We start from the raw sequence: 12,141 nt of genomic DNA, 5'->3' as shown, positions 1-12,141 counted from the left end.
GCCATCTGGTCCGGGGTTAACCCCGGACCAGATGGCCAACAGCAACGCCGTCAGAAGGGCGGCATAACAACAACCGGGTATAGCTTATCAAGCCCGCAAAACTGTCCGAACGGACGGGACCACCTCAGTCCAAACGCGCTTTTCTTATAAAGCAGCATGACCGTGTATGACGATACAACACTGACACAAACCAGAAATATACATAAATACCTGAAGTACAGATTATGGGCATACCGCCTGGAAACCACGGTTGATCCCATCAGGCCCATAAACATAAACAATGGGTAAAACTCGGCCCGATACCGAAAATTCATACTGATCGCCATCAGCATCAACAAAGGGGCGGTACACAGCCCCAGTATGATCAGGAGGGAGGCTGCCTTATCCATTCCTGTATTTTCATGATTTTTGACAAGAGCGACCAGAAACACACTACAAAGCAGCAGCAAAAAACCATCCGTGAGGAAAAAGCTGCTTGGCGGCATTTCCGTGGCGTCAACAAGACGATGAAAACTGTCTTGCAGAATTAAACCACCCTGACCCGACTTAAAAACCCAGACAGGAATAAAATAGTAAATAATCCCCAAGGGAATACGTCTGAAATTGAAAAGACCATACGCCTCCGTACGAGGCAGACGATCTGGAAAGTATTTGTTCATGATATACAAATTATAATTTGCAAAGGTGAACGGGTTCCCCCACCGCTGTTCATTCACCCATGCCGTAACGCCTACAAAAAACAGAAGAATGGCAATGGCCGCCAAACAATGCCCCAACACCTTTGGCGCCGCTTGCCCATCACCCCCACGCCGGGCGGTCCGTACCATGGCAATGCCGCGCCATATACTGAGCAGACCAAACAGCGCCAACGCCGCATATAATGCGATCCCCATTGAAACACGGGTCAGCAGGGCCAACCCGGCCGAAACAGACATCCAGGTCAGCGCTTTAGGCGCTTGTGCCGGGTTCAGGCAGGCACGAACAGCCCAATGAACAAACAGCAGGCCAAAAACAATGGCCCAGAAACACACTTCCTGAAATAATGAAAACCGTAAAAAGCATATCTGCGCACCGGAACAGGTCATGGCAACAAACAGACAGGCCTGAATCCACTGAGTGTTTTTTGGTAAATGGGGAATTAAATACACAAGGGTTTTGTAGTTTATTGACAGCATAATAATAAGTGCCGTCATGCACGATATATTTGTAACGTCTACATTCATCCCATTAGGGAGTGCCAGAACAGGCAACCTTAAAAGGGCTGGGACTATGCCCCAATAGGCATAAACCCTGCCATCACGCAAAAAGCCCTCACCCGCTACAATATCAGGATCAACATCAAAGCGCCCATGCAGCATATGATCCATCATATTATTGAATGTGAGCGAAAAATTATGGGCCTGCCCATTAACCGGGCTATGAAGCCATGACAAAAAAACACCACAGGTCCAGAACAGAACTATAAAAATAACGATATTTTTTAATGGAATACTGTTTTTACCAAACATGTGTTTATACGCACCTTATGGATTTAAATGATGTGTATCCATTTTTGTATTTCCATCATACCCGTATGACTGGCCCGGCTTCCATACTGAACAGACGTTTTTTGACCTTCTGCATATTTGCGTGTGGAAGCAACCGCCCCACGCATAGGGAGCGCGCCACACGGTTTTCATATATGCAAATATTACGCTAATACGCAGGTCTTGGCTGGATCAGCATACCGGGGCGGGAGTTGCCTACCCCGATCTACTCAGGCAATTACCCAGCCATCCTGCCTGAGCGCCACACCAGCCAAATACAGACTGCCACAGATCAGCACCCGTGCGGGTTGCTGTGTGTTGGCGTGGGCGGCCAGCATGCCAAGCGCACGCGCAAGGGTGGGACCAATATGGGCCTTGCCACCAGAGGCATCCACAATAGCCTGCACAGGCAGGGCAAGATGCTGTTCGGGCTCGCAAATAGCCCACAGATCATCCGCATAAGGCAGAAGCGGGCCTAAAAAGCCTGAGGCATCCTTGGTCTGCTTCATCCCCACCAATATGTGCAGGGGGCGGTCTTTCCAATGCTCGAGTTCCTGCGCCAGTGCGGCTCCAGCTCCGGGGTTATGCCCCCCATCCAGCCATAGTTCCCATCCGCTGGGCAGCAGGGATGCCAGATGGCCGTGCAGGCGCTGCATGCGCGCAGGCCATTGCACCTGCCCAACCCCCTGCCATGCGGCCTGCGGCACAGCCAGCCCGGACAGACGCAGGGCCTCCACCGCCAGACCGGCGTTTTCCATCTGCCATGGGCCTGTCAGGGCGGGCATGGGCAGGTCGAGCGATCCTTTGGCGTCGTTCAGGCGCAGCCCGGCAGGCTTGTCCGCGGCACCTAGCTGTGGGGCAATGTTCCATTCCACACCACGGCGGGCCAGAACAGCCCCCACAGCCTGCGCCTGCGTTTGCAGAACCTGCATGACCTCGGCTGGCTGGTGGCCCGTAACCGCTGGCACGCCGGGTTTGAATATGCCCGCTTTTTCCGCTGCAATCGCGGCCAGAGACTCGCCCAAAAACGCTTCATGATCGCGCGATATGGAGGTCACAATGCACGCGGCTGGGTGTTCAAGCACATTGGTGGCATCGCACCGTCCGCCAAGACCGACCTCGATAATGGCCAGTTCCGCAGGGTGGCGGGCAAACAGCACAAAGCCTGCGGCCGTTAACACCTCGAACACGGTAATGGGCGCGCCGTTGTTCACCCGCTCTATTTCTTCCAGCGTGGCCACAAGCTCGGCCTCACTGACCAGCTTGCCCGCAATGCGGAACCGTTCGGTCACATCCACCAGATGTGGGGAGGTCATAACATGCACACGCCAGCCCGCCGCCTCGGCTATGGCGCGCAGGGTGGCACAGGTGCTGCCCTTGCCGTTGGTGCCTGCCACATGGATAACCGGCGGCAGTTTGCGCTCGGGGTGGCCCAGACGGGCCAGCAGAGCCTCCAGCCGACCGAGCGAGAGGTCAATCAGCGCGGGGTAAAGGTGGTTCAGCCGTTGCAGAACCTCCCCCGTGCGACCGGTAAATTCGGGCACAGGGGCCATACCCCCGGACTGCGGCTGGCTCACGGAGGGGCTTACTCGGCTGCCGCAGCAGGTGCTGCCACCGGCTTGGGCGGGGGCGCTTTTACATCGGCCGGGGCATGGGTGAGCAGGCCAATCAGGCGCGACAGGGTGGCTGGCAGGTCCTTGCGGGGCACAACCATGTCCAGCATGCCGTGCTCGACCAGATACTCGGAGCGCTGGAAGCCTTCTGGCAGCTTTTCACGCACCGTATCCTGAATAACACGGGGACCGGCAAAGCCGATCAGGGCGTTGGGCTCACCAATCTGCACATCCCCCAGCATGGCGAAGGAGGCTGTGACCCCGCCAGTGGTCGGGTTGGTCATAACCACAATGTAGGGCAGGCCCGCATCGCGCAGCATCTGCACCGCAACGGTTGTACGGGGCATCTGCATCAGGCTCAGAACGCCCTCCTGCATGCGTGCGCCACCCGATGCGGTAAACACAACCAGCGGGGATTTTTGCAAAATGGCCAGTCGGGCGGCAGCGACAAAGCGCTCGCCAAAGGCCGCACCCATGGTGCCCGCCATAAACTCGAACGCCATAACGCCCACAACAGCGTTGTGCCCGCCAATGGTGCCATGCGCGACCACAAGGGACTCGTCCAGATGGCTTTTGGCGCGGGCGTCCTTCAGGCGGTCGGTATATTTTTTCTGATCGCGAAAACCCAGCGGGTCCACGGGGGCCAACGGCAGTTCAATGCGGGTGAACTCACCGTTATCAAAGGTCCATGCCAGCCGGTCATTCACCAGCACACGCATGTGGTGCCCACAATGGGGGCAAACATTCTGCGCCTTGCGCAGTTCCTTGGTCAGGACCATCTGGGAGCACGAATCACAGGTGGTCCACAGGTTATCCGGCACATCACGGCGCAAAAGACCGCGGATTTTAGGACGGACGTATTCGGTGATCCAGCTCATTTTGAACCCTGTGACTGCACTAGACTAACTGCGCGGACCCTGCCCGCCTGCGTGGTTGCATTACGCGGGCGGCGCCAATCTGCCAAGTGATTATGAAAAAACCTTACCATGCCACACGGGTACGCTACGTTATGGAACGTAGCGCACCCGTGTGGGGGAGCATGGCTTAAAGCGCGCCTTCAACCCATGCCTTGAGCTGGCTTTTGGGCAGTGCGCCAACCTTTGTGTCCACCACCTTGCCATCACGCACCAGCATGAGGGTAGGAATGGAGCGCACACCGTAGGTGTTGGGTGTTACGGGGTTGTCATCAATATTGATCTTGGCAACCGTAACCTTGCCCTGCATGTCCTTGCCGATTTCTTCCAAAGCCGGGCCGATCATTTTGCACGGACCGCACCATTCCGCCCAGAAATCGACCAGCACCAGACCGGACGCCTTGAGCACGGAGGCATCAAAACTGGAATCGCTGACAGCAAGCGTATGTTCACTCATGACATGTTTTCCTTACTACTGGGTGCTGGAGCACCACATGCTGTCCTTATTAACAGGTCTGGGGCCACGCACACAGGGTGCGGACCACCACACCGGGGTTAGCTAACACTTAAGGTGGCCTGCGCCGTGGTCAAGATGCCACCCCGCCAGAACTCCCCGGCGCATGCTGGTCCAGCAGGTGGTCCGGCAACCGGTCGGCACGGGGCAGTTCGGTCCAGACCAGCACGCAGACAACCTGCCTGTCCGGCCATAACCCCTGCAACAAGGCGCGGTAGGCCGCCATCTGGCGCAGGTACAGCACCGGGGTCTGCTCCACGGTGCGGGGGGCGTGGCGGCCACTTTTGTAATCGCACACAACAACCCGGTCAGGCAGTACGCACATGCGGTCCACCTGCCCCACAATAACTTGCCCACCCGCAATACCGGCCAGCCGCTGCTCCGCACGGGCATGGGGGGTAAACAGGTCCACCAGTTCTGGCATGCGCAGCACAGCCACAATCTGCGCGGCAAGCTGCGCCGCCTCCTGCGTGGACAGGCCCGAGGCCGGGCGGGCCAGCCAGTCCGTGGCAAGCCGCTCCCATGCTCCGGCGGGGTGGTCAGGCAGGAACTGGAGGAGCGCATGCACCAGATTGCCTTTGCGGAACGCAGCCTCACGCGCCTTGGCCGGGGTAATGGCCGCCACATCCAGCGGGGAGCGCGCGGGGGGGAGCGGGCCAAGCATGGTGTCATCCGGCCTGCTGGGGGCCAATGGCCGGGTCAGCGGTCCCTCCGCCTGCGGGGGGCTGGAGCGCCACAGGGGCGCCTGCCCTACCCAGCCGGGCATCTGGTACGGTGCGGCACCCACCCCATCCAGCGCAACGGGGGGAACCGGGACTGGCGGGCTGGTGGTTGGGGTGGCCTGTTCCTCCAGCACCAGTATTTTGCCCGACCAGTCTCCAACACTCCAGTCGCGCTCCTGTGCGCCTGCGCGTTCAAACCCAAGGCGGCAGCGTTCGTACCAGCTTTCTGGCGGCACGGTGCGGCCGGGCATCCAGCCACAGACCACCAGCCTGTCGGCCGCACGGGTCAGGGCCACGTAGAGCAGGCGGTTGTACTCTTCTATCGTTTTCTCGCGCAGGCGCTCATACAGGCTGCGGGTCAGCCCGACGGACAGGGCGTTGCGGGGCACATAAAGGGGCACTTCCACGTCTGTTGCTTTATCCCGCGCCCAGAACAGCCGGTCCTCAAACCGGGGCAGGCCCACCGTATCGGGCAGAATGACCAGCCGGGCCTGCAACCCCTTGGAGCCATGCGCGGTCATGACCCGCACGGCATTGCCCCCGGCCTCTGCCTCGCGCTTGACGCTCTCCTGCGAGTGACGGAGCCAGTGCAGGAACCCCTGCAAGGATGGTGGGTGCTGCTCCTGATACCGCAGGGCGGCGGAAAGCAGTTCGTCAATCGGTTCGGCGGCTTCTGGCCCCAGACGGGCCAGCAGGCGTGCCCGCCCGCCCTGCTGGCCAAGGGCTGCACAAAGCAGTTCATACGGGCTGAGGTAATCCACCCGTCCAAACAGGGTATTGAGCATCTGCCATGCCTGTGCCCAGTCCGCCTGCTGTGCATGCCGCTCGCGCAGAATGGACCACAAAGGCGCTCCGGGCGTACGCCCGACGGCCAGAGCCATCAGACTGTCATCGGACAGGCCCCCCAAGGGGGATGTCAGCACGCAGGCGAGTGTAAGGTCATCCTGTGGGAGCAGAAGTGCCGCACACAGGGCCATAAGGTCCTGCACCGCAAGCTGGTCGGCAAGGCCTGTGCGCACCAGTGTGGCCACCGGAATGTTGTGGCCCTTGAGCGCACGCACCAGCAGCGGCACAAAGGAGGAGCGACGCGGCACCAGCACCAGCACATCGCCCGCAGTCAGGGGTTTTTGCCCCGGCTGGGGGGGCGTGGCCAGTTCGCGCGCAATGGAACTGGCCAGTGCATCCGCCAGTTTTTGCCGTGGGCTCTGCCGGGTGGCGTTAACGGCTGCTGGCTCCCACGGGCTTATGCTGTCCTCCGCGCCGAGCACCTCGGCTAATGGCCAGAGCTCCACACGCCCACCCTGACCGGGCCGGGCCGTAACGTGTTGCATGGCGCGGCCCTGTTCCTCCGCCACACCACGGGCTGCCTGTGCATCGGCAAAAACCGCATCAACCAGTTGCAGGACCGGCGCTGTGGAGCGGAAGGAGACGGTCAGTTCCGGCTCCCGCCATGGCAGGTTCGCATTCTGCGCGCGTTGTTTGAACTGCGCCCGCCATGCCCGGAATTCATCCGGGTCAGCGCCCTGAAAACCGTAGATGGACTGTTTGTAGTCCCCTACGGCAAAAACGGTCCGGGGGCTTTCCTCCCCCCGCGTGCCAGCACCGGCAAAAAATTCTTCGGTCAGGTCCCCTGCAATACGCCACTGCTGGGGAGATGTATCCTGCACCTCGTCCAGCAGCAGGTGGTCTATGCCGCCGTCCAGCTTGTACAGCACCCAGGCCGCCCCCGGCGTGCGCAGGAGCGAGAGTGTGCGGTGGATCAGATCGTCATATTCCATCTGGCCCTGCAGGGCCTTGCGCTGGTCAAACAGCGTGGCCACGGGGGCAGCCATTTTGAGCAACGCCACACCCAGACGGGCCAGATGGCGGGCGTTCATGCCCTCTTCCACCGCCAGTATGCGCTCAGCTTCCTTTTGCAGCGCGTCGGCCAGATCCGTGTATTTTTCCGCAAGTTTAGCCGAGAGCAGGCCGCGGCTGCGCAGTTTGCCATCCTTGGTCAGCAGCCCGTTGCGCCACACGCCCCATTGCGCGACCCGTTCGGGCTGCGGCAGGGCCAGCCAGTCCAGCAGAACCAGCGCATTGGTTTTGGCTGTGGCCGACCCTGCCTCCGCAACAGCCCGTAGGCCAGCCCGCAAGGTCACCTCCGCCGCAAACCCCGAGCAGGCGGCAAGCAGGAAGGACTCATCCGTCTGCTGCAAGGCGGTTTCGGGCAGGTCCAGCACTCGGCACAGCATGGCCTGTGCCTGCTCTGGCTGGGTGCTGACGCGCGCACGCGCGGCCTGTGCCCGCTCATCCCGCCGTAAGGTGCCTGCAAGGGCAATAAAATCGCCAAGCCCGATCTGCCCGGCCAAGGGGGCTACCGTGCCGGGAGCCTGCGCGCCCAGTACGGTTTCCACACAGCTTTGCAGCGCCAGTGCCGCGTCTGTTTCCTCCATGACCGTAAAATGCGGGTTCATGGAGGCTTCAAGCGGGAATCGCCGCAAAAGCGACTGGCAGAACGCATGGATAGTGCCAATACGCATACCGCCGGGCAGGTCCAGCACCTCCGCAAACAACGCGCGCGCCTTGCGCCGGGTCTGCTGCGTGCGGGGGACAGACAGGGCCTCAAGCTCCGCATCCAGCCGGTCGTCTGGCAAGGTGACCCACCGGCCAAGGCGGGTTTGCAGGCGAATGGCCATTTCCGCCGCCGCAGCCTTGGTAAAGGTCAGGCACAGAATCCGCGCAGGGTCGCTGCCGGGTAAGACCTCACCATTGGCGTCCACCCGTGGCAGCATAAGCCGGAGCAGGCGGTCAATCAGCAGTTTGGTTTTACCACTCCCCGCCGAAGCCGAAACAAAAACAGACGCCGTGGGGTCGGACGCCATGGCCTGCTGCTGGTTGGCCTGTGCAATGGCGGCACCCAATGCACCCTGAGCCGTATGGGGGATCATGCATCGGTCTCCGTGCGGCCTGTGTTCCATTCCGGCACGCGGGCCAGACGGGCATAATCGGCAAAGCGTGGCTCCTGCCCCGGATGGGGGTGGGAGAGGTAAGGCTGCTCAGGCCGGTCATACGCGGCAATCCGGGCCAGCAGGCGCTGCCATGTCTGCTCGGCCAGAGCGGTCAGGCTGTCATGCTCCTTGGAGACCACGGCGACCTCGCCCCCCGGTTCGGCCCCACCTGTGAGCCGCCAGTAGATCAGCCCTTCAATATCGGTCACATTGGGGGCGGCGGCAAACCCGCCACGCAGCAGCATGGCCGCCTCCAGCGGTAATTGCGGGCTCCACCCCGACAGAACATCGCGCAAAGCGGGCAGCATGCCTGTCTTGTAGTCCTGCACAATAACCTGCCCCTGCGCGCCAAGCTCCACCCGATCAGCCCGCCCCACAAGGCGGAACGGCCCACCCGGTGCGTCGGGCACCAGCACGGCCCCTGCAATTTCGGTCAGAATGGCCTGCGGTGTGCCATTGACCGCCCGACGCTGCTCCTCCGCCTGCGCAACCCAGCTTGCAATACGCTCCAGCCGGGGTGCCCACCATGCCTGTAAGGCGGGGCGCAGAGCCTGCCCGGCAAGGCAGGTTTGGAACACCTCCGCCAGCTTGCTCTGCGCATCCGTTGGCCAGTCCACGCCATGGGTTTTCACCCAGCGCTCCAGCGCTTCATGCACGATCATGCCGTAGTCGGAGGCATCGGCCCCTTCCTCCAGTTCGGGCAATGGGTCAAGGCGCAGGATGTGGCGGGCATATATGGCGTAGGGGTCGCGCATCCATGTTTCTATTTCCGTCACGCTCAGGCGGCGCGGGCGCAGGGCAACCGCGGGCGTGGGCCGGGGTGGGGCCACTGGCATGGCTGGCCCCTCCGGCTGGTCCAGCCGCGCAAGCCACGACAGAACCGGGTGTTCGGGCACCCTGCCCCCCCACCCGGCCAGAAAAGCGTCCAGCCGGGTCAGCCAGCGCGCGGGCACCACGGGTGCGCCATCCCGCCGGAGGGAGGAGGACAGAACAACCTGTTCGGCCGCCGCCGCCATGGCAAAAAAGTCATGCGCGGCCTGCCCCACCGCCTGCTCGGGCGGGGGCAGGCCCACACGCTTGCGCATGGGCCTGCTCATCCACGGACCAGCATCGGGGGCGGGGGGCCACACCCCCTCGGACAGACCACCCAGAATAACAGTTTCCGCCGTTTGCAGGCGTGCTTCAAACAGGCCCCAGATCAGCACACGCGGGTGCAGGGCCTGCGGGTTGTTGCCCCGGCGGGTGGCCACGCGCTCCTGCGCCAGAACAGCGCTCAGCAGCCCGTCCAGCACGGCGGGGGGCTGGGGGGGCAACACATCGGTCGCCAGCATAAGCTCGCTCAGCCGGGCGGCCAGAAGGCTGCCGTCCTCCCCTTTCCATAACCGGGAGGACGCGTCTTCCTCCTCCGTACTGGCAAGCCGTTCGACTGTGGCTATCAGGGCTTCAAGCAAAGCTGGTACCGCTGCCTGATGCCGCATGGCCGCAACCCCGGCCGCCACAGCGCCCTCGGCCTGATCCCAGCCCAGAACCGGCTCAAGGCAATGGGCCAACCGGTCCATGAAGGCAGGCAGGGGTTCGGGGCCAAAGGGACGGTCGGCACTTTGGCCTTCGGCTATGCGCTGGCGGTCTTTTTCGCGCCTGGGTTCAAGCCTGTCCTTGACCGCAGCACACAGCCCCGCAAAGCCGGGCGCGGGTGAGGGGCCACGCAGCACCGCCCGCTCCAGCAGGCGGGCGGAGGCACGGCACACACCCGGGCCCAGACCACATGCCACCAGCGGGTGCTTGAGCACGGACAAAAGTGCGACCGGGGCAAACTGGCTATCCACCAGCCGCGCTACCAGCCGCAGCAGCACCGCCGCAGGCGTGTCCGCCAGTGTGGCCCCGGCACTATCATCAGCCAGAATGCCCCATCGCTCCAGTTCCGTTGCCACGCGCGCGGCCAGCCCCCGGTCGGGCGTGACCAGCGCCACGCGGTGACCGGGCTGCTCAATAGCGTTGCGCATGACCATGCTGATGGCCACGGCCTCCTCCTGCTGGTCTGCCGCCTCAAACCGGCTGACATGGGCCAGCGCCACCGGGCCGGGCTTTGCCCAGTCATCCAGTGCAGCGGCAGGCAGCATAACGCGGGACAGAACCGCCGCGCGCTCGGGCTGGCCCCCTTGCGCGCTCCAGACCTGCACATCCTCACGCCCGGCTTCCAGTGACGCCAGCAGGTGGCTCATGCCCGCCTGCGGGTGGCTGTCGGGCAAGGAGGCAAACACGTCCTCGGGCATGAGCGTGTCCAGCCCCGGCAGAATGACCTTACCCCCCGGACAGGACAGAATGGCCCGCAGCGCATCCGCCGTGGGGGCCATGGCATGCGTAAACCCCGCTGTCCATAAAGGGGCCGTGTGCCCCTGCTCGCCCATGCTCCGCCACAACCGCGCCTGCGAGCCAAGCAGCGCCACCTGCCGGGCCACAGGGTTGACCAGCCCCTGCTCCCGCAGCCATTCGGGCCATTGGCCGGTCACGATTTCCAGAAACCGCAGAATAATCTGCCAATGTTCGGCGTGGTCCTCCTGCACCGCATCGGGCAGACGTTCGAGCAGACTGACCCCCGCCCATTCCGCCTCATCCATCAGTTCGGCCAGCGCGCGGGCCAGTGGCCATGCCTGATCCAGCGTGGGGCGTGTGCCAAAGGCCTTGTCCGCCTTTAAAACAAGCAATGTGAGCATGGCCAGCCGGGTCATGGCGGGCACGGCGGGGGGCAGGGCCAGCGCATCCGCCCCACCACAGGCGGAAAGCCCCAGTTCGGTCTCGTCCAGCGCGCCGATGGGCATAATGCGTGGCAGAAGCATGCTGCGCCCATCCATCTGCCGCAAAAATGCTTCCGTTAACGCACGCGCCGCACGGCGGCCGGGCAGCACGATCGTGCCCTCCCCCATGGCCTCCGGGTCATGGCCCGCTGCCTCGATCCAGCGCGTTGCCAGATTATCCAGAAAGGGCAGATGCGCGGGAATGGTTGCCAGCTTCATGCGGTTTGCTCCGGGGGCATGACCAATTGGGGGGGCAGCCGCTCCGGCCAGCCTGCCAGCGTGACCTGCCGACTGCCATCCGCCCCGACCGTAAAGGTCATATGCAGGGCGTTGGGCGGGGTCATGTCCTCCAGCCGTTCGGGCCATTCCACCAGCATCACGCCCTCGCACGCGTCATCCCAGCCCAGTTCGTCCAGTTCCTCCACACTGCCCAGACGCCACAGGTCAAAATGATAGGCCGTGGTCATGGGGCCGTCATAGGCCTGCACCAGCGTATAGGTCGGGCTGGGCACCTCCATGTCCGGTGCCACGCAAAAACTGCGCAGAAAAGCCCGCGCGAACACACTTTTGCCAGCCCCCAGCGGGCCAGACAGCAAAATGGCGTCTCCCGCACGGGCAAGACCTGCAAGGGTTCTGGCCAGTTGTGCCGTATCGGCTTCGGTTTTCAGCAACATGACCGCTCCGTGTTCCTGTCTCCATGGTGGGCGCGCACCCATGCATCATGGTCCAAGACCGACCTTTTTCATATCAGGCCAAAAACGGAAAGGGTGACGGACCATGATTGTAGATTTTTTACAAACCACGGGTATTTGTTAGGAAATAATAAAACTTTTTAGAGAAAAATTTCACATTCCGTAAAAAAATTACTTTATAATACTTTATTGATTATCTTTTTTGGAACTTTTTGCACATATAATCTTTTCCAAAGGATGATCAATCCTTCGCTGGATATTTTGCCCGAAGCCATACCTAAATCACATACCTGTTATTACTCAAATCATAAAAATAATATGAATTTGTGTTTATTTTTTCAGAAAAACACGTAAAGGTGTCATTCATGCCTACAA

At 61.6% G+C, this 12,141-nt stretch carries 7 protein-coding genes; all 7 read right to left on the bottom strand.

What is annotated here, in order from left to right:
• Positions 1–50 precede the first annotated feature (50 nt).
• On the bottom strand, positions 51–1,508 hold the full coding sequence (locus tag GOB86_RS04730) for a hypothetical protein (RefSeq protein WP_165991119.1): 1,458 nt from the start codon (positions 1,506–1,508) through the stop codon (positions 51–53).
• 248 nt (positions 1,509–1,756) lie between these two features.
• Positions 1,757–3,079: a bifunctional folylpolyglutamate synthase/dihydrofolate synthase gene (locus tag GOB86_RS04725; protein ID WP_165991225.1), complete on the bottom strand. Its 1,323-nt coding sequence runs from the start codon at positions 3,077–3,079 to the stop codon at positions 1,757–1,759.
• Between the two features lie 32 nt (positions 3,080–3,111).
• A complete protein-coding gene (gene accD, locus GOB86_RS04720) occupies positions 3,112–4,017 on the bottom strand; it encodes an acetyl-CoA carboxylase, carboxyltransferase subunit beta (protein WP_165991216.1) in 906 nt (301 codons plus the stop codon).
• A 166-nt stretch (positions 4,018–4,183) separates the two neighbouring features.
• Complete coding sequence (trxA, locus tag GOB86_RS04715) at positions 4,184–4,510, bottom strand: thioredoxin TrxA (protein WP_165991215.1); 327 nt, start codon at positions 4,508–4,510, stop codon at positions 4,184–4,186.
• Between the two features lie 130 nt (positions 4,511–4,640).
• Complete coding sequence (gene addA, locus GOB86_RS04710) at positions 4,641–8,219, bottom strand: double-strand break repair helicase AddA (RefSeq protein ID WP_194301078.1); 3,579 nt, start codon at positions 8,217–8,219, stop codon at positions 4,641–4,643.
• Positions 8,216–11,293: a double-strand break repair protein AddB gene (addB, locus tag GOB86_RS04705; protein WP_165991214.1), complete on the bottom strand. Its 3,078-nt coding sequence runs from the start codon at positions 11,291–11,293 to the stop codon at positions 8,216–8,218. Before addB ends, addA begins: the two co-directional genes overlap by 4 nt.
• A complete protein-coding gene (gene tsaE / locus GOB86_RS04700; protein WP_165991213.1) occupies positions 11,290–11,748 on the bottom strand; it encodes a tRNA (adenosine(37)-N6)-threonylcarbamoyltransferase complex ATPase subunit type 1 TsaE in 459 nt (152 codons plus the stop codon). Before tsaE ends, addB begins: the two co-directional genes overlap by 4 nt.
• Positions 11,749–12,141 lie beyond the last annotated feature (393 nt).

It is taken from the genome of Acetobacter lambici, assembly GCF_011516885.1.
Classification (GTDB): Bacteria; Pseudomonadota; Alphaproteobacteria; order Acetobacterales; family Acetobacteraceae; genus Acetobacter; species Acetobacter lambici.
The sequence above is the reverse complement of the archived record's forward strand: the minus strand, read 5'-3'. Positions and strand labels throughout refer to the sequence as shown.

Excerpts from the sequence above, each read along its gene's own strand:
- GOB86_RS04730 (WP_165991119.1), bottom strand. The coding sequence starts at position 1,508 with ATGTTTGGTAAAAACAGTATTCCATTAAAAAATATCGTTATTTTTATA.
- GOB86_RS04725 (WP_165991225.1), bottom strand. The coding sequence starts at position 3,079 with ATGGCCCCTGTGCCCGAATTTACCGGTCGCACGGGGGAGGTTCTGCAA.
- accD (WP_165991216.1), bottom strand. The coding sequence starts at position 4,017 with ATGAGCTGGATCACCGAATACGTCCGTCCTAAAATCCGCGGTCTTTTG.
- trxA (WP_165991215.1), bottom strand. The coding sequence starts at position 4,510 with ATGAGTGAACATACGCTTGCTGTCAGCGATTCCAGTTTTGATGCCTCC.
- addA (WP_194301078.1), bottom strand. The coding sequence starts at position 8,219 with ATGATCCCCCATACGGCTCAGGGTGCATTGGGTGCCGCCATTGCACAG.
- addB (WP_165991214.1), bottom strand. The coding sequence starts at position 11,293 with ATGAAGCTGGCAACCATTCCCGCGCATCTGCCCTTTCTGGATAATCTG.
- tsaE (WP_165991213.1), bottom strand. The coding sequence starts at position 11,748 with ATGTTGCTGAAAACCGAAGCCGATACGGCACAACTGGCCAGAACCCTT.